This window comes from Marcopretia estuarina LEGE 06307 (genome assembly GCF_056633115.1).
In genome coordinates this window covers 57,665-77,085 of the sequence record NZ_JBSJOY010000004.1, presented here as the reverse complement: position 1 = coordinate 77,085, position 19,421 = coordinate 57,665, and the positions used below count along the sequence as shown (strand labels likewise).

The following is a 19,421-nucleotide window of genomic DNA, read 5'->3' as shown; positions in this document are numbered from 1 at the left end:
AGCTGGTCACCCCACCAATTCCTCGAGGGGTTGGGACGTTGCGCTGATCAGCACAGCCTGTCGTTGGTCCGCAGTCTTTATGGCGTTGCCGTCGGCGGGAACCTGTTGCAGGAAGGCGGTCACCCGTTGCAGTTCCTGGATCGCATCGGCCCCGTCCAGCCGTACCAGCTCGTGACCATTGCGCGATTCCACCCAGCTGATGCCGCAGTCAGACACCAGAAAGCGGATGGTGTGGGTATCCCCCAGGTCTGCGACGAAGGAAGCGCCTTGCCGCTCCTGGCCGTCTCCGCAGACGTAGCAGGTGGCCACCAGCCCTTTGCGCTGCAGGCTGCTGGCAAGAGCCTGAAGGCTCATGACGAGATCCTGAGCCAGCGAGCGGTATTGCTCAGCCAGACGGGTAAACATCACGCGGAACCGTTGGTCCGCCTGATCATAAGGTTTTCTTCCGATTGTTGCGACCGTTCATAGTGGCGCGTCAGCAGGCGGTGACGTCTGTGGCGCTCAGCAGGAGCGCCTGCGGCGGCCAGGGGGTGGATGTCAGGGCGATGTCTCAGGGGGTGTCGGAAAGTTGCCACCAGCCGGCGGCCGGGCCGATGAAGCGCACGACCACCCAGAAGAGGACCAGTGAGCCAATGCCGACCCAGGCGCCGCGGGTGGTGAGCTTCACGAAGCGATCGGCCTGGTCGCGCGTGAGCGGAAACCATTCCACCAGGCGTGGTGAGGCGTCCTTGGCTGCGGATGGCTTGGCCTTCTGGCGTGGTGGCAGACCCTGTTGCGCCCTCCGCCTTGCTTCACCCATGACCGTTCTGCTCCCACTGCGGTGCAGCGTAGAGGTGGCCACCGGGCGTATCTGCAGCTGGCGGCTCAGCCCGGGAGCAGGCGATTCAGGGCCACCCAGGGTTCCAGGGCGCGCAACACCTGCCGCCCCCAGCTGCGGCTGCGGACCCGGCCATCCAGCACAGCCAGTCGCCCCGCCCCTCCGCGCCTGAGGCTGGCCAGGCCGCGCTGCAGTCGATCAAGCGCTTCGGGCAGCAGCAGTTCGCGGAACCAGTCGCGTCCCTGCTGGCGCAGCCGCATCACCCGGGCGGCGGTGAGCGGGTCTTCCAGGCTGGCGATCGGCAGTGGACCGACCACCACCTGGCAGGGCACCGGCAATCGCTCCTGATGCTCCAGCCACCAGCTCCAGCCGCAGCAGATCACACCATTGCTCTCCGGGGCTGTGTCCTGATGGCACACCCGCGTGCCGAACTCGGCCGCCAGCGCCGCCGCCAGCGGCAGGCGCAGGCCAGCCTCATCGACGAGCACGATCGTCAGACCAGCCTGGCCCAGCACCAGACGGCGGCAGTGATCGAGCAGATGCTCGCCGTACTGGGGGCTGTTGGGCAGGGGCTGGCGCAGGGGCGCGTAGAGCGGCAACGGGTCGGAAAGGAGCGGATCGGCCAGATCCACCCGCACCTGGGGGGTGAACCCCGCCAGCTGCACAGGCGCTCCGCGCTGGCCCACCAGCACCAGGGCCCGGCCATCCAGCAGTCCCTGCATCACCTCCAGCGGTTCGAGCGGCACCCGGTGGAGGTCCCACTGCAGCAGCTGGCGGTCCACGGTGGCCCAGCTCGTCCAGCCCGGGCCGCTGGCCGCCATCCACTCGGGCCATGGACGCGGCAGCGGCCCCAGCAGCGACAGCAACTGCCGCAGGGGCGCTTCGTCTTCGGGCGGCAGGGGCACCTGGGCCGAGGGGGTGCCCGGGTGGCTGAGGATCCGGCGGCCGAGTCGCTGGTGCAGCTCCAGCAGGCTCGCGTCCGCCGCCGGCAGGCTGAGGCGGATCTGGTCCCAATGCTGAGGAGCGAGCTGCTGATCCAGCGCCGTGCGCAGCCGTGCTTCGAGGATCTCCTCCTCGGGAATCACCAGGTGGCGATCTCCAAGGGTGCCGCTCTGCCAGGCCTTCACCAACTGCTGATGGTTCATCAGCCAGAGGGTGCTGTCGCGGGGCGGTGTCTCCCCTTCCCAGCACGGCAGCGTGAGCCCGGCGGCCCTCAGCCGGGGCAGCTCGACCTGCAGCAAGCGCCGGCGCATCGGCTCGCTCACCACCAGCACCAGCGGAGCCGTCGCCAGGGCCATCGGCACGAGCAGGGCTACAAGCCAGCCCGGATCGCTGCCAGGCGCAAGCTGCAGGCAGCAGTGATCGCCGCGCCGCAGGCTGCGCCCCACCACCCGGCTGAGCGTGAGGTGATGCGGCCAGCCCACGCCACCCTCCTGCCGCAGGAGTTGCTTGAGCTGCTGGTGGGCGCGGGCTTCCAACATCCGCGAATCGTAGGAAGCTGCTCCGAGTGGACCGTGGCAGCCATGACAGCCCAGACGATGCACCCCGACGGCACGGCCGGAGTGGTGGGGCTGGTGGGGCTGGGCCTGATCGGCGGCTCCCTCGGCCTCGATCTGCATGCCCGCGGCTGGGATGTGCGCGGGCTTGTACGGCGGGAGAGCACGGCGGAGCGGGCTCGCCAGCGCGGACTGGCTGGCCGGGTCAGCACCGATCCCTCCGTGCTGGCGGGCTGCCGGCTCGTGGTGCTGGCGCTGCCGCTTGATCAGTTGCTGGCGCCGGACCCGACCTTGCTGGCTGCCCTGCCGCCGGACGCAGTGATCACCGATGTGGGCTCGGTCAAGGCACCCGTGCTGCGCACCTGGCAGGGGATCGTGCCTCGTTTCGTCGCCAGTCACCCGATGGCCGGCACCGCGGAGGCCGGGGTGGAAGCGGGGGTGCGCCACCTGTTCCGCGGTCGCCCCTGGGTGGTGACGCCCACGCCAGACACCGACCCGGCAGCTCTGGAGCTCGTGCGCACCCTCTCGGAAGCCGTGGAGGCCCGATGGCTGCTGTGCGACCCCCAGGCCCACGACGGCGCCGTGGCGCTGATTTCCCACCTGCCGGTGCTGGTGGGTGCCGCCCTGCTGCAGGCGGCTGATCGGGGCGCCGTGGCGGCGCCGCCCTCTGGCGATGGGCAAGCCGGCTACGAGCAGGTGGACACTGAGGCCAGGGCGCTGGTGCGTGCGCTGGCCTCCAGTGGCTTTGCCGACACCACACGTGTGGGGGGCGGCAACCCGGAACTGGGTGCCCTGATGGCCCGTTGCAACCGGGAGCAACTCCTGGCGGCCCTGGCCTCCTACCGGCGATCACTCGATCAGTTGGAGGGGTTGCTGCAGCAGGAGCGCTGGGCCGATCTGCGCGAGGCACTGGCGGCCGGCCAGCGCCTGCGGCCGGAGTTCCTCTAGGCAGCGATCCCCCGCCGAGCCAGCAGTTGCCGGCTCACCATCTGCGCCGACAGGCTCACGCCCGCGGTGCCTTCGCCGGGGTAGATGGCATCGCCGCAGAGCCAGAAGCCAGGCAGGGGTGTGCGGCTGGCCAGCCCGAAGGGGCCGAAACGGGAGGGATGCTGGCCCAGGCCGCCCACGAAGCCGAAGGGCCGCCCGGTCCAGCGGGCGAAGCTGCGTGGTGTGGACAGTTCCGCGTGGCGGTAGTGCGCCGGCGTGAGACCGAGCAACCGATTCAGCCCTGCCTGGAGGCTCGCCATCGCCGTCTGTTTGCGGGAGTGGTAGGCGGCTTCGTCGCCCTCGAACCAGGGCCGGGCCGGAGTGAACACGCTGGCGATCACGGTGGCCTCCCCCGCCGGCGCCCGGCCATCCCCCTCCCGGCTCACCGACACGAACAGGGAGCCAGGGTCGGCCCAGTCGAGCTGCAGATGAGCGGGGCAGTCGGCGGGCAGGGCGCTGCGCTCCACGGCCGCGTACAGCACCAGCGCACCGCTGGGATCCTCCAGGTGCCGCAGCCGCGCTCCGTAACCGGCCGGCAGGGCATCCCCTGGCAACAGATCCGGCAACGACTGGGGGGGAAGGCTGCAGACCAGTTCACGGGCGAGCAGCTGCCAGCTGCTCCCGCCTGGCCCTGTGCCATGCACCCTCCAGCCGCCGCCGTGCTGCCGCAGCTCGCTCGCCCGGTGCCGCAAGCGCAGGCTGCCGCCGGCGCGGGCCAGCCCCAGCTCCAGCGCCTCGCTCAAGGCCTGCATCGAGGGCGCCAGGTGGAACAGGCCCAGAGGCTCCTGTGCCATCGCCAGCACGCTGGCGCCGTAGAGCGCGGCAGTCCGGTGGGCCGGCTCCTGGGAATAGAGACGCAGCTGCAGATCGAGAAAGCGCCGCAGCCGCGCGTCGTTGGCGCAGCCCGTGAGCCTCAGCAGATCGGCGATCGTGCTTCCCACCAGCACACCGCTGGCCAGGTTGGCGGGGCGCAGGGCCCCCAGCAGCTGGCCCAGGTCCCAGAGGCTGCGGGGGGGCAGTACCGGTTCCCGTCCAGCGAAGCCCCAGTTGGCCTGGTGGATGGCTGCGCACAGGCTCCAGAAGCGCTCCGAGCCCGGGAAATGCCGCTGCCGTTCCTGCCGCCAGCGCTCGGGATCACGCCAGAGCCGCACCGCCGGCTGGCCATCGGCCAGATCCACGACGCAACCGGGGTCCAGAGGGGTGGCTGCCGGCGCCTCCACGCCCAGCTGCTCGAAGATCCGCGCGTGAATGCCGCCCGGCTCCAGGCCGGCCACCTGGGTGGCCCCCACATCGAACACATAGCCCCGGCGGCGGAAGGTGCCGGCGCAGCCGCCGCTCTGGTGATGGGCTTCCAGCAGCTGCACGTCCAGGCCCTGGCGCGCCAGCAGGGCCGCTGCTGTGAGGCCGGCGATGCCGGCGCCGAGCACGGCCACGTCGCACTGGCCTTTGGCCGCATCGGCTTGCGTGCCCACCTTCGCTGCCCCGCCACAGAATTGCAGGCATGCTGACGGGGCGGCCGTGACGGACGATTCGCTGGCGGCCTGGGTGCGGCAGCACCTGCAGGCGCCACTGCTCTCCCGCCAGCCGGTGGGCGGTGGCTGCATCCACCGGGCCTGGCAGCTGCAGCTTGCCGATGGCCGCCGCTTCTTCGCCAAAACCAACGGCGCGACAGCGTTGCCCCTGCTTCAGGCCGAAGCGGACGGTCTCAAGGCCCTTGCGGCCGCCGCCGGCGCCGACCTGGTGGTGCCGCAACCGCTGCACTGCGCCGTGGTGGAGGGGGAAGCGGTGCTGTTGCTGCCGTGGCTGACGCTGGCCCATGGCGGCAGCTCCCAGGCCTGGAGTGATTTCGGTGCTGCCCTCGCCTGCCTGCACCGGCGCAGCGCCGCTGGCCCGTCGTTGCGTTTCGGCTGGCCGCACGACAACTTCATCGGCTCGAACCCCCAGCGCAACGGTTGGGGGGATCACTGGGGTCGCTTCTTCGCAGAGCGGCGTCTGGGCGTGCAGCTGGAGCTGGCGGCGGCGAAGGGAAAACAGCTACCGGGCAGCCAGCAACTGCTGGCAGACCTGCCCGGCTGGCTCGACGACCACGGCCCTGATCCCTGCCTCGTGCACGGGGATCTGTGGAGCGGAAATGCGGCGCTGCTGCAAGATTCGTCGCTGCCGGCTCTGTTTGATCCGGCCGTCTACCGCGGCGACAGGGAAGTGGACCTGGCCATGGCGCGGTTGTTCGGAGGCTTTCCGGCGGACTTCTTCCTGGGCTATGGGCGTGAATGGCCGTTGCCGCCGGGCGAAGCGCGCCGGCGGCTTGTCTACGACCTGTACCACCTGCTCAATCACGCCAACCTGTTCGGTGGCGGTTACTGGCGACAGGCGCAGGCGTTGATTGACCGGTTGCTCTAGGCCTCAGCCCAGATACTCCTGGCGCAGGCTGCGCAGGCGCTCCACCACGGCGGAGCGCTTTTCGCTGGTGGTGAGGTTCTTCCAGCTCCAGCTGCCCACCACCACCAAACCGAGCAGTTCGAGCAGGCCGGGAACCACAGGCAGCAGGTTGATCGTGTCGAGGACTCCCTTGATCAGGATCTGGGCCACGATCACGGCCAGCAGGATGCCGAGCGCCTTGCCCGCCTTGCCGGCCTGATTCCAGTCCACCTGCTCGAGGGTCTGGTTCACCTTGGTGAGGATCTCGCCGTAACGGGCGTTGAAGCTCGCTCCAGCGTCGGAGCTCTCAGAAGCGGGCACATGGCTGGTCGGTTGCACGTCCTGCTCGGTGATTGTTTCGTTCATTGAATGAGCGGGGTGCGGTGACGGCCCATAACGTATCGGCATGGGTGGCTCTTGGCCAGAACAGCTGGTGATCGATCGGCGCGCCCTGACGGTGCTGGAGGCGATCGTGCGGGCGGCCCACCCTCAGGAGGGCTGCGCTCTGTTGATCGGCCCGATTCCGACAGGCCACGCAGACCACCGCTGGCGGATCACCACGGCGTGGCCGTGCCTGAATGTGTGGGAACCGGAACCGGAGCGTCATCGGCGTTTCGCCCTCGATCCGCGCGAGCAGCTGCAGGCACAGAAGTGGGCGCGCAGCCGTGGCCTCTCGGTGATCGGCGCCGCGCACAGCCATCCCACCAGCGCGGCGGTGCCTTCGGCGCTGGATCTGGAGCTGGCGATGCCCCCCACCGTGCTGCTGATCGCCTCAGGCCTGCACCAGGAGTTGCGGGGCTGGTGGCTGACGGAGACCGGCGATGGCAGGGCGGCCGAGCCGCTGCCGCTGGCTTCGGATGATGAGGCAAGGCCCGGGGGTTTGGGAGACTGAGGCATGTGCCGCCCAAGCGGCTGTTCTGGCCACCGGCCTTCTGCCCATGCTTCCTCCCGACACCAGCGGCGTCCAGCTCACACCTGATGAGGTGGCCCGCTTCTCACGCCACCTGATCCTGCCCGAGGTGGGCATGGAGGGACAGAAGCGCCTGAAGGCCTCCTCGGTGCTCTGCGTAGGCACGGGTGGCCTTGGTTCTCCCCTTCTGCTCTATCTGGCCGCCGCCGGCGTCGGTCGCCTCGGCATCGTCGATTTCGACGTGGTGGATAGCAGCAACCTGCAGCGCCAGGTGATTCACGGCACCAGCTGGGTGGGCAAGCCGAAGATCGAATCGGCGCGGCATCGCATCCACGAGATCAATCCCCACTGCCAGGTTGATCTCTACGAAACGGCGCTCACCAGCGAAAACGCGCTCGAGATCATCGCCCCCTACGACGTGATCTGCGATGGCACCGATAACTTCCCCACCCGTTATCTGGTGAACGACGCCTGCGTGCTGCTCGACAAGCCCAACGTCTACGGCTCGATCTTCCGCTTCGAGGGCCAGGCCACGGTGTTCAACTATCAGGGCGGGCCCAACTACCGCGATCTGTTCCCCGAACCGCCGCCGCCGGGCATGGTGCCGTCCTGCGCCGAAGGCGGGGTGGTGGGCGTGCTTCCCGGCATCATCGGCATGATCCAGGCCACCGAAGCGGTGAAGATCATCGTGGGCATCGGCACCACGCTCAGTGGTCGCCTGATGCTGTTCGATGCCCTGAAGATGACCTTCCGCGAACTGAAGCTGCGCCCCAGCCCTGAGCGTCCGGTGATCGACAAACTGATCGATTATCAGGAGTTCTGTGGTGTCGGTGGCTCGGCACCCGGCCAGGAGGAAGCGGGCAGTGTGCCCTCCGTGAGCGTGCAGGAACTCAAAGCCCTGCTCGACAGCCAGCCCACTGATGTGGTGCTGCTCGATGTGCGCAACCCGCCGGAGGCGGAGATCGCTGTGATGCCTGGTGGCGTGCTCGTTCCCCTCGATCAGATCGAAAGCGGGCAGGCGATCGAGCAGGTGCGCGAGTTGGCCGCAGGCAAGCGCCTCTATGTGCACTGCAAGCTCGGCGGCCGCTCGGCCAAGGCCCTGATCGCGCTCAAACGGCATGGCATCGAGGGGGTCAACGTGACGGGAGGCATCAAGGCCTGGAGCGAGGAGGTCGATCCTTCCGTTCCGCTCTACTGACCCCCGCATGCCCCCAGTGGCAAGGGCGGCACTCACGGAGCACGAGCGTGACGGCCGGCGACAGGAGGAACGGCGTCTGCTGCTCCTTGAACAGCAGTTCGTTCCCTTCCTCCTGCTGACCCTGCTGCCGGTGTTTCTCATGCCGGTGGCCACGATCCGCGGGGTGGGCTTCGCCCGCTTCCTGCTGCCGGTGATGGTGTCGCTGCTGGTGCTCCAGTCGATCCGGCTTCTGCCGGCGATCCGGCCCTCCTCGTCGGAGCTGCTGCGCGTTCAGCTCTACCGGCTGCTCGGACTGTTGGCGGCGCTCGGCACCTGGGTGCCGTTGCTGGTTGGGGGCTGGCCAAACCAGCAGCTGAGGGTGGTGGCGCTGCTGATGCTCACGATGTTCTTCCTCACCACAACGGTGCGGTTCGTCCTGGTGCTGGCCCGGGTGCCGCGTGTGAACCTGAAGGTGCTGGCCGGCGCGGCGGCGGGCTATGTGCATCTTGGCCTCACCGGTGGAATCCTGGCCACGGCCATTCAGGTGATTCACCCGGGCAGCTTCAACCTGGGCGTAGAAGCCCACAACGACTTCCTGCTCGACCGACTCACCTATTTCAGCTTTGTGACCCTCGGCGGCCTGGGCTATGGCGATGTGTTGCCCAGCAATCCCCTCGGCGAACGGCTGGCCATTCTGCTGAGCCTCAGCAGCACGTTGTATGTGTCTCTGTTGATGGGCCTGTTGCTCGGCCGCTTCATTGCCAACCGGGAGGTGGATCTGATCGAAGAGGAAATCGAGGAGGGGCGCCTGCCGCTGCCGCTCGATGTCGACAGAAGCCGAAAGGAATGAGCGAACGTGCTTGTGCTTGTGCGGGAGTCGCTGCGTACAGTCGTCTGCGCGAAAATCAATAAAACAGGATGGAGCAAATTGGGTGAAGTCTGAGTGCGCAAGCCAGGCATGCACAAGCCAGAGATGCGCGTACACATGGCCCAGGCATGTTCGTGCTGAAGTTGCGGGATCCTGGAAGATCCAAGTCAGAGAAGCAAAGAAACGCTCGAATCAATAATCCACGCCGCGCTTGAGGTCCACGCCGCGCTCGGCGTAGTGCTTGTGGCAGACCATCTCTGAATGTACACTGGCCAGATCGAAATAGGCCGGTGGGTTCTTGCAGCGGCCCGTAATGATCACTTCCGTTTCGGCCGGCTTGCGCAGCAGGGTCTGAACGATCGGCTCCACCGGCAGCAATTCCAGATCCACAGTGGGATTCAGTTCATCGAGGATCACGGTTTTGTAGAGACCACTGGCGATCGCTGCCCGGGCGATCTCCCAGGCCCGCTCTGCTTCCACATAATCAATCGGCTGCTGCTGGCCGCGCCATACGATCGCATCGCGGCCTGAGCGCAGGTGATCCACCAGATGGGGATAGCTTTCCCGCAGCGCGGCAATGGCCGCATCTTCGGTATAGCCACTGCCGCCTTTGAGCCATTGCAGGATCAGCACCCGGTGGCTCTTGTCCTGGCTGATGCCACGCCCGATCGCCTGCAGTGCCTTGCCCAGGGCACTGGTGGATTTGCCCTTGCCCTCGCCGGTGTAGATCTCGATTCCGGTGAGCCGGCCGCCCTGATCCTCGTGGTGGTGGGCCCGCATCTCCGAGTGCAGGTCGGCCAGTTGCACCAACTGGGCCGGCGCCCCCCGGCCGGTGACGATCACTTCCATCCCTGCCGGTTTGGCCGCCAGGGTGCGCACCACCTCACCTGCCTCCAGCAGGCCCAGGTCGAGCACCGGGTTGAGCTCATCCAGCACCACCACGGAATAGAGCGCGCTGGCGATGGCGCCTCTGGCGATGTCCCAGCCGCGCTGCGCTTCCTGCCGGTCGAAGGCCGTGGCCTCTCCGGCGGTGAAGAAATCGCCGCGGCCGGTGCGCACCTGATCGATCAGATGGGGAAAGCCCTGTTGCAGGGCTTCAATGGCCGCGTCCTCGTCGTAGGAGCGTCCCGGGCCTTTCAGAAAGCGCAGCAGCAACACCCGCGTGCGTTTCTGTTCGCAGATTCCCAGACCGATGGTGCGCAGCACCACCCCAAGGGCCGCCTGGCTTTTGCCCTTGCCTTCGCCGTCGTAGACGTGCAACTGGCCGTGGCTGCGCTCACTGCTGCCTGCGGCCGTGCGGATCCCTATGCCCCGGCCGTTGCTTGTGGTCGCTGCCATGGCTCAGGCTTCTACGATCAGATGCTAACGATCGGCAGCGACTGGAATGCCTTCACCAGCACTGCCGTTTCAGGCTGCCGGAGGCGATGCTGCCCCGGCCCTGCACCGCCTGCTGGAGTGCCTGCCTGCCGAGCTGTGCACCCAGCTGGAGCGGTTGCGCGCCCGATTGCAGGGTTTCGGGGCTGTGGTGGTGGCCTATTCCGGCGGTGTGGACAGCGCCCTGGTGGCAGCGGTGGCGGCCGAGCAGCTGGGCGAGGAGGCCCTGGCGGTGACGGGTGTTTCCCCCGCCTTGGCCCCCCATCTGCTCCAGGAGGCCCGCCAGCAGGCGGCCTGGATGGGCATCCGCCACCAGGAGCTGGCCACCGCAGAGCTGCAGGATCCCGCCTACTTCCGCAACCCCGTCAACCGCTGCTACGCGTGCAAGAAGGAGCTGCACGGTGTGCTGGCAGAGCAGATCGCCGCAGGCCGCGGCCTGCAGGTGGTGGATGGTGTCAACCTCGATGACCTCGGGGATCATCGCCCCGGGATCGAGGCGGCCCGGGAGCATGGGGTGATTTCACCGCTGGCGGAGCTCGGTATCGACAAGGCGGGCGTCCGTCAGATCTCGCGAGCGCTCGGTTTCCCCTGGTGGGACAAACCTGCCCAGCCTTGCCTCTCCTCAAGATTTCCCTACGGAGAGCCGATCACAGCGCTGCGCCTGGAACGGCTGGCGCGTGCCGAAGAGTGGTTGCACCGCCGCGGGGTGCGTGAGCTGCGGGTGCGGGTGCAGGGGGAGACGGCCCGCATCGAAGTGCCCGCCGATCAGCTCGATTCCTTCGTGACCCGCCTGCCGCGACAGGAATTGGTGGACACGTTCCTGGGGCTGGGCTTCACCGCTGTGAGCCTGGACCTGGAAGGGTTGGTGAGCGGCAAGCTGAACCGCCGGCTGCCGGGCGCCGCAATGGGCCGGGGCTGAACGGGACCAGACAAACGCACGGTCAGTTTCCAGGCAGCGCCCACGCCCAGGCCGAGCCACGGCAAGACGATGGCCAGAGCACAGGCCGATCTACGGGCCAGGCCTGTGTCAGAGCATGGCCAGACGCGAAAAAGGTGGGCAGGGCACTGAATGCCCGCCCACCTTGCATGGCCCTCTTGGTGTGCCCCGGACCGGATCAGGCGGCGGGCACCGGTTCGCGGATTCCGTCGGCGATCGAGGCGGGCGTTTCGCGCCGGAAGCTCTTCAACTTCCGGCGTGTGGCTCCGAGCTCCTGGCCAAGCACGTCACAGGCCCGCTCGGGCATGGTGTGGTCACCGCAGGTGAACACGTCCACAGCCGCGTAACCGGATTCCGGCCACGTGTGAATCGAGATGTGGGATTCGGCCAGAAGAGCAAGCCCCGTAACGCCCTGCGGTTCGAACCGATGGGTGATGAGGTTCAGGAGAGTGGCGCCAGCACGTTTCGCTGCTGTGGTGATGGCGGTCCTGAGGAAGGCTTCGTCATCGAGCTTCTGCGGGTTGCAGTCGTAGAGCTCGAGGATGCAGTGTTTGCCCACCATGGTTTCAGGTGAGCTGGCCACGGGTTCAGCCGGGGCAGGAGAGGCGGGGTGCTTAGGGCTCTTGAGGCTTTGGGCTCCGTTCCATCCCGGGTTGGGGTGGAGGCAGGGCAGGGTCTGGGTCATCGAATCTGTACAAACAGCAATGCATCCTAGTGCCAGGTTCAAGGGGGGGAGTGGATCGCCCCCGCCACGATCCCCACCCGCTGCGAGCCTGCGGCCCAGCGATCGCTGAAACCTTCCAGATGGGTGGCGCTCACCAGGCACTGATGCGCCTCGCCCACGGCTTCAAGCAAAACCTGCTGGCGGGTGGGGTCGAGCTCGGCGAGCACGTCGTCGAGCAGCAGCAGGGGCGGATCGCCGCAGAGCTGCTGCACCAGCTCCAGCTCGGCCAGCTTCAGTGCCAGCACCAGGGTGCGCTGCTGGCCGGCCGAGCCGTAGCGGCGTGCCGCCTGATCGCCGAGCAACAGCCCCACTTCGTCGCGGTGCGGCCCCACCTGACACTGGCCCAGCCGGCGTTCCTCCTGGCGTTGACGCTGGAGCTGCTCGATCAGGGCCTCCCGCCACAGGACCTCCTCCTCCTCTCCCTCCAGCACGCTGCCGGGCTGATAGCGCAGCTCCAGCCGTTCCCGGCCCCCACTCAGCCGGGCCTGCCAGGCGGCCGCGAGCGGTTGCAGGCGTGCCAGCGCCCGCCGCCGGCGCCGGTGCAGTCGGGTGCCCACCACCGCCATCTGCAGGTCGAAGGCATCGAGCAGGGCCTCCCGCTCCGGTCCCGAGAGGCCGCCGCGCCAGAGGCGGCTGCGCTGCCGCAGCAAGCGGGCGTAGCGGCTCAGCAGCTCGGTGTAGACGGGCTCGAGCTGCAGCACCACCCGGTCGAGCCATTGGCGCCGCAGGGCCGGTTCGCCGCGTACCAGGTGCAGATCGAGGGCACTAAAGCCGACGCAGCGCAGCGGACCGATCAGATCGTGCTGGCGGCTCAGGGTCTTGCCGTTGCGCCGTGCTGTGCGTCCGCCCCGCTGGCGCAGCTCCAGTTCCAGGGCGTCGCTGGCGCTGGCCGCACCCTGGTGGTTCGGCGCCGCCGGTTCATGGCAGAAGCCGCGCACGCTGGCGTGGGTTTCGCCGTGCTGGATCAGGTCGAGGTCGCTGCCGGTGCGATGCGAGCGCAGGCTGCCGAGCAGTTCCACCGCTTCCAGCAGATTCGACTTGCCTTCGCCATTGGCTCCGATCACCAACAGCCGTGGGGCTTCGATCTCCAGCTCCAGCCGGGCGTAATTGCGGAAGTGCAGCAGCTCCAGGCGATGCAGCCGAATGGGTCTGGGGCGGCTTGCGGCTAAGGTAGGCCGAGTGGTGAGGGCGTTGTCTTCCCATCAAGGTCAGCAGGTTTTGCCTGTTCACCCACGTGATCCGGCCCACAGCGCCGTACACGGGCATGTAGCTCAGCTGGATAGAGCATCAGATTCCGGTTCTGAGGGTCGGGGGTTCGAATCCCTCCATGCTCGCTTCATTCATTCACTAAGGCGACCCTCCCTCACACCAGCTGCGGGTGTCACTCGGCCATTGGCCGCGATGATGCCCCGTCGCCGGCGGGGGCCGGCGCCTCCACCTCCGCCTTGAGGCCCAGACCCATGGCGCGGATGCCACCGGGATCCACCAGAAACCCATAGCGGCGCAAGGCTGGCAAGGCCTCCGGTGGGGCCGCCACCGAGATGCTGCAACCGCTGAGCTCACGGCGCAGGCGGGAGAGGGCGGCATGCACCAGCACGGTCAGCACCGCTTGCTGCTGTTCGTCGCCGGGGGTGGCTGCCAGGTCCCAGAGGTTGGCGTTCAGCGCCTGATCGCTGGTGGCGCGCACGAAGCCCACCAGCTCGCCGGCGGTGTTGCGCACGCTCAGCTGCCAGGCGCTGCGCAGGAGCACCTGCGCCAGCTTGGCCTCACTGCGCTGCGGTTCTCCGCAGGCCATCAGCAGCCGGTTCAGCTCACTGGGGTGGGGGGAGGGCTCACTCTCCAGGACGTACCCATCAGGGAGACGCGGCACGGCCGGTTGGTTGCGAAACGGGATCAAGCAGCGTTCAACCCGTGTTGCGCATGCCGGCGGCGATGCCATTGATCGTGAGCAGGGCGCCGCGCAGCAGCTCACTGCGGCTGTAGGTGCGCCCATCGGTGGCGGCATCGCTGGCCACTTCACTCATCGGCGGCTGGCGGTGCTGGTCGCGCAGGCGGCGCAGCAGGGCCACCTGCAGGAAGCCCAGCGGAATGATCGTGCGGTTGCGCAGATCGACCGAAAGCTGCAGGGCCGGATCACCATCCAGCAGGCGGGTGTGACCGGAGATCTTCAGCACCAGATCCCGGGTGAGCGTGAACTCGGCGGCGATCACCTCGAAGATGCGCTCGAAGGCGTCGCGGTGGCTGGGCCGGCCCAGAGCCTGCACGTAGTGATGGGCCAGGTCGAGATCCACCTTCGAGAGGGTCATCTCCACCTTGGAGATCAGCATCCGGAAAAAGGGCCAGCGCTGGTAGAGCAGCTTCAGCAGCTCCAGCTGGTCGGGGTCGTGCTCCAGCTCCTCCTGCAGCGCCGCCCCCACACCGAACCAGCTCGGCAGCAGGAAGCGGCTCTGGGTCCAGCCGAACACCCACGGGATGGCCCGCAGGCTGGACAGATCCTTGGCGCCGCTCTTGCGGCGGGCCGGCCGGCTGGAGATCTGCAGCTTGCTGATCTCCTCGATCGGGGTGACCTGCTGGAAGAACTCCACGAGGTCGGGGTTTTCATGCACCAGCTTGCGGTAGTGCTGACGGGAGCGGGCACCGAGGCGGCCCATCAGCTCGTTCCAGGCGGGGGTGTCATCGAGGCTGCTGCTCACCAGGCTGTTCTGCAGCACGGCGGTGGTCATCGTCTCGAGGTTGTAGAGCGCCAGCTCGGGCAGGGAATACTTCGAGGCGAGCACCTCGCCCTGCTCGGTGATCTTGATGCGGCCATTCATCGTTCCGCTCGGCTGGGCCAGGATCGCCTGGTAGGCGGGGCCGCCGCCGCGTCCCACCGAGCCGCCGCGGCCATGGAAGATGCGCAGCGCCACCCCGTGCTGCAGCGCCAGCCGCTGCAGGCCGATCTGGGCCTTGTGGATCTCCCAGTTGCTGGAGAGAAAGCCGGAATCCTTGTTGCTGTCGGAGTAGCCGAGCATCACTTCCTGCAGGGCCCTGTCGGCTTCGCCATTGCTGGCGAGCAGCTGCAGGTAGAAGGGTTCGCTGAACAGCCGCTCCATCACGGCCGGGGCGTGCTGGAGGTCTTCGACCGTTTCGAACAGGGGCACCACCAGCAGCGAGGTGCGCACCGCCTTGGGATCGACCAGCCCGGCCTCCTTGGCGAGCAGCAGCACCTCCAGCAGATCGGAGGCCGTGTGCGACATCGAGATCACGTAGCTGCGGCAGATGCGCGTGCCGAACTCCCGCTGCAGCCGCTCAAGCATGCGGAACACCGCGAAGGTTTCGGCCGTGGCCGGGCTCCAGACGGCGGCGGCGGGCAGCAGCGGCCGCCGCGTCTGCAGCTCCTGCAGCAACCAGGCGACGCGCTCGTCCTCGGCCATCTCGCCGTAGGGCACCGGCAGCTGGAGGTAACGGCTCAGTTCGTCGAGGGCATCACTGTGGCGGGTGCTCTCCTGGCGGATGTCGAGGGTGGCGAGGCTGAAGCCGAAGATGTGCACCTGGCTCAGCAGCTTGCGCAGCGGCTCACAGCTGAGCCCGGTGGTTTCGAGGCTGTCGCGCAGCAGCTCCAGATCGGTGCGCAATTCATCCACGGAGGCGTAGTGGAGGTCTTGCGGGGCGCTGGCGATCGGCCCGGTGCCGATGGTGAGAGCCGGCGGGAAGGAGCCGGCATCGCAGGGGGCCTCCCAGCCCGCCTCCGCCAACTGCTGGTTGCGGCGGTGGGTGAGGCGCAACCGCTCCAGGGTGTAGCTCAGCTTCAGCCGGTAGGGTTCCAGCCGGTAGCGGGCAGCCCGTTCGTCGTAGATCTCGGGGAAGCGCAGCCGATCCATCTCCAGGGATTCCAGCAGCGGAGCGCTCACCTGGCTCCACTGCATCGAGATGCTGAGTTGATCGCGCAGGTCCTGGACGGCGCTGATGTAGCGCTCGATCATCAGCTGCCGCTGATAGCAGGCAGTGCGCCAGGTGATGTCCGGGGTGACCGAGGGGTTGCCGTCGCGATCAGCTCCCACCCAGGAGCCGAAGGTGCAGAAGGCGTCGCGGGGGGGCTCCACATCCGGGTAGCTGCAGCCCAGGGCGCTGTGGATGCGCTGGCGCAGCAGCGGCATGGCGTCGAACAGCACCTGCTGGAAGTAATGCAGGGCGTAGTCGACTTCGTCGAGCACCGACGGCTTGAACTGGTGCAGCTCATCGGTGCGCCACCACAGCCGGATCTCCTCCTCCAGCTGCAGCCTGAGGCTGCGCTCGTCGTGCAGATCGCTGGGGCTGTTCACTTGTAGCCGGTGGATCAGGCTCGCCACCCGCCGCTGCTTGTGCCGCACGGTGTGGCGCACGATCTCGGTGGGGTGGGCAGTGAACACCAGGCGGATGTCCAGTTCGCGCAGCAGGTTTTCCAGCTGGGCAGGGGGCACGTTCAGCCCCCGCAGGCGGGTGAACAGCTCGCGGAAGGTGGCCGGATCGGTCTGGCTGGCGAGCGGCGGCGCGAACGGATCGGGGATGGGGTTGGTGGTGCCCTCCTGAAGGCTGGCCAGGTAGCTGTCTTCCTCGATGTGCTGCTCGAGGATGTTGACCAGCTGGAAGTAGAGAGAAAAGGCGCGGGCCGCGGCGATCGCCTCCGCCAGGTCCATGTCCCTGATCAGCTGCACGATCGCTGCGCTGGTGGCGCTGGCCGTCAGGGCGTTGGCGGGATCGCTGAGATCCTTCATGCGGAGCAGCCGTTCCGCCTGCTCGGGCGGGCACTCGCTGCGCAGCACGGTTTTCCAGAGGTCTTCAACCAGCTCCAGCCGCTCACCGAGCAGACGGGTCACCCGCGGGGCAGGCTGCGCCAGGCCGGCCTCCATGACGCCGTCTTCGCGCATGGGTGCAGGGGCGGACAGGGACTGCCGCATGAGGACGGAGCCAGCAGAGGACGCTCCCATGATCATCCCAAAGGGTGCAGGGCTTCTGTGTTGAGCGGTGCCGGATCCCACGTGCGTTCCTGCTCTTCCATCCAGACCACCTCGCGGCTGAGGATCGCCTCGATCGATTCGCCCTGCCGGTGCAGCGCCAGCCAGCGGATCGCCTGGTTGCCGTCCCGCAGCACCGCCTCCAGCGGCAGCAGCCAGGGGGCGAGGCCGCTGCGTTCGGCCAGGGGCCACAGCGCATCGATCTCCCGCCGCAGCCAGGCGCGAGCCGTGATCGTTTCGCCGCTGCGCCAGTCGCGCAACTCACTGTCGAGGCTCCGGCGCGCGGCGGCCTGATCGTTGGCATCGGCCAGCTCCGCCAGGGCGTCGGGGCTGAGACGGCTGGCGAGCAGGGGGTCGTGGGCGTCGGGGTCGTCGAGCAGCTGCCACAGGCGCAGCTCGGCGAAGGCGGTGATCGCCAGCAGCAGCCGGGGATCGCTGATCAGATCACAGATCCGGATCTCCACCCGGTTGAGCCGGTGGGGACGGTCGTCGCCGTTGGGCCGCACGGAGGTCCAGAGGTGGCGGATGTTGCGCATCGTTCCCGCCGCCAGCTGCTCTTCCATCCAACGGATGTAGTGCCCGTGATCGAGAAACAGGGGTACCTGCTCGGGGGTGAGCGGAAACTGCAGCCATCGCTGCGAATGGGCGCCGGTGGCGACGCCATCGAGGAAGGGGCTGCTCGCACTCAGGGCCAGCAGCAGCGCCGCCTCGCAGCGCAGCAGCCGGCAGGCGGCGAACAGGGGATCCATCGACGTGAGGCCCAGGTTGATGTGCACGCTCGCGGTCACCACCCGGGTGCCGTAGGCCGAGGCGATGAAGCCGTGGTACGGGTTGCTGGGGTCGGAGCGCTCGAAGCGCCGGCTGTCCCCCAGGCTCAAGGTGCTGCCCGGCAGCAGGGTGAGGCCGCGGTCCTGCAGCCAGTGCCGCAACCGTCGGCGGGGCTCCAGCAGCAGCGCCAGCTGGCGGGCGTAATCGGCGTCCGGTTCGGTGATGTATTCGAGATTGCGGTGATCCGGTTCGGTCACGAAGCCGCTGAGGGCCGCGGCGGCCTCAGCCGCCACCCCCACCACACGGCCGTCGGAGCGGCCGGTGAACAGTTCCACCTCGAACCCCTTGGTCAGCAGGGAGGCGCTCATGGCCGTTCCTCGCCGAGGCAGGCCAGCGCCTTGAGCAGGCCGCGCGCCTTGTTCAAGGTTTCCTCGTACTCACTGGCGGGCTGGGAATCCGCCACCAGGCCGGCTCCCGCCTGCACCTGCACCCGCCAGCCGCCGTCCGGGTGGGGCAGCACCACCATCGTGCGGATCGTGATCGCGGTGTTGAGCGCACCGCTCAGGTCCATGGCGCCGTAGACGCCGGAGTACGGGCCTCGGGCATCGGGTTCAAGGGCATGAATCAGCTGCATCGCCCTGATCTTCGGGGCGCCACTCACGGTGCCGGCGGGGAAGGAGGCCTTGAGCAGGTCCCAGATGTCCTTGCCAGCGGCGAGCACGCCCTCCACCTGGCTGACGATGTGCATCACGTGGGAATAGCGCTCAATCACCATCAGCTCCGTGACCTTGACGCTGCCGGGTGCGCAGACCCGGCCCAGGTCGTTGCGACCGAGATCCACGAGCATCACATGCTCGGCCCGTTCCTTGGGATCGGCCAGCAGGTCGCGCTCGAGCTGCTGGTCTTCGCTTTCATCGGCGCCGCGGGGGCGCGTGCCGGCGATCGGCCGCAGCGAGGCCTTCACCCCTGCCGCCATCGGCTCGGCCTTCACCATCACCTCGGGGCTCGAGCCGATCAGGTGCCAGCCGCCGAAGTTGAAGAAGGCCATGTAAGGGGAGGGGTTCACCATCCGCAGGCTTCTGTAGATGTCGAACGGATCGCGGTGCATGCGGGTTTCCAGCCGCTGGCTGAGCACCAGCTGGAACACATCGCCGGCGGCGATGTGCTCGCGGGAGGCCCGCACGGCGGACTCGAAATCCTCCCGGCTGCGGTTGCTGGTGGTGGGGAGCGTCCTGGTGGGCTCCGATTCCCAGCGCAGCGGTAGGACGCTGCTGGGCAGCGGAGCATGCATGCGGGCTTCCAGCGCCGAGATGCGCTCCACTGCCGCCGCGTAGGCCTGCTCGGGATCGCCCCCCTGGCTCAGGTCGGCGTAGGCCACAGCCGTGATCTGCCGCTTCACCTGGTCGAACACCAGCAGGCTGTCGGCCAGCATCCAGCAGCCATCGGGCGGGCCATGCGGATCGCAGGGATGCACCGGCACGCTGGGCTCGATCCAGCGAATCAGCTCGTAGCCCCAGAAGCCGAACAGCTGCCCCACCGGCGGCAGGCCGGGGATCGGGCTGGTATGGAGGCCGGCCAGGCCGTCGCGCAACAGCTCGAAGGGGTTGCCTTCCAGCGGCTCGCAGCGCCCATCACGCCAGAGGCGCTCGGCGCTGGCACCACGCACCGTGAGCGTCCAGAGGGGATCGGTGGCAACGAAGCTCCACCGCCCCACCCGCTCGCCGCCCTCAACCGACTCCAGCAGCACCCCATGGCTGCTTGTGGTGCCCACCTTCAACCAGGTGGTGAGAGGCGTTTCGAGGTCGGCTGGCCAGCGGTCCCACAGGGGGATGAAGGTGCGGCCTGAGCTGGCCTGAGCGAGAAAGGCGTCGCGATCGGGAAAGGGCATCGGGCCTACGGCCGGGCAAAAAAAACGGGGCCACCGGCCCCGCCTTTCTAAGTGTTGTTTGCGCGAGGGATCAGCGCAGGTCAG

18 protein-coding genes and 1 tRNA gene are annotated in these 19,421 nt (G+C 68.1%); 7 read left to right on the top strand and 12 right to left on the bottom strand.

The window, feature by feature from the left end:
* Positions 1-6: 6 nt before the first annotated feature.
* The 3 genes from ACWJI3_RS10100 to ACWJI3_RS10090 form a co-directional block, all read right to left on the bottom strand.
* Positions 7-405 (bottom strand): DUF1815 family protein, encoded by a 399-nt coding sequence (locus ACWJI3_RS10100; RefSeq protein WP_094514218.1) that lies wholly within the window; start codon positions 403-405, stop codon positions 7-9.
* Between the two features lie 145 nt (positions 406-550).
* A complete protein-coding gene (locus ACWJI3_RS10095) occupies positions 551-799 on the bottom strand; it encodes a DUF2839 domain-containing protein (RefSeq protein ID WP_094514216.1) in 249 nt (82 codons plus the stop codon).
* 65 nt (positions 800-864) lie between these two features.
* Positions 865-2,298: a helicase gene (locus ACWJI3_RS10090; RefSeq protein ID WP_094514214.1), complete on the bottom strand. Its 1,434-nt coding sequence runs from the start codon at positions 2,296-2,298 to the stop codon at positions 865-867.
* Between the two features lie 42 nt (positions 2,299-2,340).
* On the opposite strand from ACWJI3_RS10090, the gene ACWJI3_RS10085 reads away from it, so the two are divergent.
* Positions 2,341-3,261 (top strand): prephenate/arogenate dehydrogenase, encoded by a 921-nt coding sequence (locus tag ACWJI3_RS10085; RefSeq protein WP_480203621.1) that lies wholly within the window; start codon positions 2,341-2,343, stop codon positions 3,259-3,261.
* Here ACWJI3_RS10085 and crtD read toward each other — a convergent pair.
* Positions 3,258-4,772 (bottom strand): C-3',4' desaturase CrtD, encoded by a 1,515-nt coding sequence (gene crtD / locus ACWJI3_RS10080; protein ID WP_480203620.1) that lies wholly within the window; start codon positions 4,770-4,772, stop codon positions 3,258-3,260. The genes ACWJI3_RS10085 and crtD overlap by 4 nt on opposite strands.
* Positions 4,773-4,818: 46 nt before the next feature.
* Here crtD and ACWJI3_RS10075 point away from each other — a divergent pair, with 46 nt between their 5' ends.
* The gene (locus tag ACWJI3_RS10075) at positions 4,819-5,700 is read left to right on the top strand and encodes a fructosamine kinase family protein (protein WP_094514411.1); all 882 of its coding nucleotides are present in this window, start codon (positions 4,819-4,821) and stop codon (positions 5,698-5,700) included.
* Between the two features lie 3 nt (positions 5,701-5,703).
* Here ACWJI3_RS10075 and ACWJI3_RS10070 read toward each other — a convergent pair whose 3' ends face one another.
* A complete protein-coding gene (locus ACWJI3_RS10070; RefSeq protein ID WP_094514210.1) occupies positions 5,704-6,084 on the bottom strand; it encodes a CAAD domain-containing protein in 381 nt (126 codons plus the stop codon).
* Positions 6,085-6,124: 40 nt separating this feature from the next.
* Between ACWJI3_RS10070 and ACWJI3_RS10065 the strand changes: the two genes are divergently transcribed.
* Genes ACWJI3_RS10065 through ACWJI3_RS10055 form a run of 3 tightly spaced genes read left to right on the top strand, consistent with a single transcriptional unit; the run spans position 6,125 to position 8,655 of the window.
* Complete coding sequence (locus tag ACWJI3_RS10065) at positions 6,125-6,610, top strand: M67 family metallopeptidase (protein WP_255140349.1); 486 nt, start codon at positions 6,125-6,127, stop codon at positions 6,608-6,610.
* A gap of 46 nt (positions 6,611-6,656) precedes the next feature.
* The gene (gene moeB, locus ACWJI3_RS10060) at positions 6,657-7,826 is read left to right on the top strand and encodes a molybdopterin-synthase adenylyltransferase MoeB (RefSeq protein ID WP_094514206.1); all 1,170 of its coding nucleotides are present in this window, start codon (positions 6,657-6,659) and stop codon (positions 7,824-7,826) included.
* A gap of 7 nt (positions 7,827-7,833) precedes the next feature.
* Positions 7,834-8,655, top strand: a complete 822-nt coding sequence (locus ACWJI3_RS10055; protein ID WP_480203619.1) for an ion channel — start codon at positions 7,834-7,836, stop codon at positions 8,653-8,655.
* A gap of 210 nt (positions 8,656-8,865) precedes the next feature.
* Here the strand turns inward: ACWJI3_RS10055 and ACWJI3_RS10050 are convergent, their stop codons facing one another.
* Positions 8,866-10,011 carry a cob(I)yrinic acid a,c-diamide adenosyltransferase gene (locus ACWJI3_RS10050; protein WP_094514202.1) on the bottom strand — a complete coding sequence of 382 codons (1,146 nt, stop codon included), beginning with the start codon at positions 10,009-10,011 and terminating at the stop codon, positions 8,866-8,868.
* A 46-nt stretch (positions 10,012-10,057) separates the two neighbouring features.
* Between ACWJI3_RS10050 and larE the strand changes: the two genes are divergently transcribed.
* Entirely contained in the window at positions 10,058-10,966 is a 909-nt protein-coding gene (gene larE / locus ACWJI3_RS10045; protein WP_480203618.1) for an ATP-dependent sacrificial sulfur transferase LarE, read from the top strand.
* 196 nt (positions 10,967-11,162) lie between these two features.
* Here larE and speD read toward each other — a convergent pair whose 3' ends face one another.
* Both speD and recF read right to left on the bottom strand, forming a co-directional pair.
* Positions 11,163-11,669 (bottom strand): adenosylmethionine decarboxylase, encoded by a 507-nt coding sequence (gene speD, locus ACWJI3_RS10040; protein WP_255101367.1) that lies wholly within the window; start codon positions 11,667-11,669, stop codon positions 11,163-11,165.
* 38 nt (positions 11,670-11,707) lie between these two features.
* A complete protein-coding gene (recF, locus tag ACWJI3_RS10035; RefSeq protein WP_480203766.1) occupies positions 11,708-12,832 on the bottom strand; it encodes a DNA replication/repair protein RecF in 1,125 nt (374 codons plus the stop codon).
* Between the two features lie 136 nt (positions 12,833-12,968).
* Between recF and ACWJI3_RS10030 the strand changes: the two genes are divergently transcribed.
* Positions 12,969-13,042: transfer RNA gene (locus ACWJI3_RS10030), tRNA-Arg, on the top strand.
* A 47-nt stretch (positions 13,043-13,089) separates the two neighbouring features.
* Here ACWJI3_RS10030 and ACWJI3_RS10025 read toward each other — a convergent pair.
* The 4 genes from ACWJI3_RS10025 to ACWJI3_RS10010 are packed head-to-tail and all read right to left on the bottom strand — an operon-like array spanning position 13,090 to position 19,337.
* Entirely contained in the window at positions 13,090-13,647 is a 558-nt protein-coding gene (locus ACWJI3_RS10025; protein ID WP_480203617.1) for an N-acetyltransferase, read from the bottom strand.
* Entirely contained in the window at positions 13,613-16,660 is a 3,048-nt protein-coding gene (ppc, locus tag ACWJI3_RS10020; protein ID WP_369803084.1) for a phosphoenolpyruvate carboxylase, read from the bottom strand. Before ppc ends, ACWJI3_RS10025 begins: the two co-directional genes overlap by 35 nt.
* Positions 16,657-17,817 carry a glutamate--cysteine ligase gene (gene gshA / locus ACWJI3_RS10015; protein ID WP_480203616.1) on the bottom strand — a complete coding sequence of 387 codons (1,161 nt, stop codon included), beginning with the start codon at positions 17,815-17,817 and terminating at the stop codon, positions 16,657-16,659. The genes ppc and gshA overlap by 4 nt, the downstream gene beginning before the upstream one ends.
* On the bottom strand, positions 17,814-19,337 hold the full coding sequence (locus ACWJI3_RS10010; protein WP_255140343.1) for an anthranilate synthase component I family protein: 1,524 nt from the start codon (positions 19,335-19,337) through the stop codon (positions 17,814-17,816). Before ACWJI3_RS10010 ends, gshA begins: the two co-directional genes overlap by 4 nt.
* Positions 19,338-19,421: the final 84 nt, after the last annotated feature.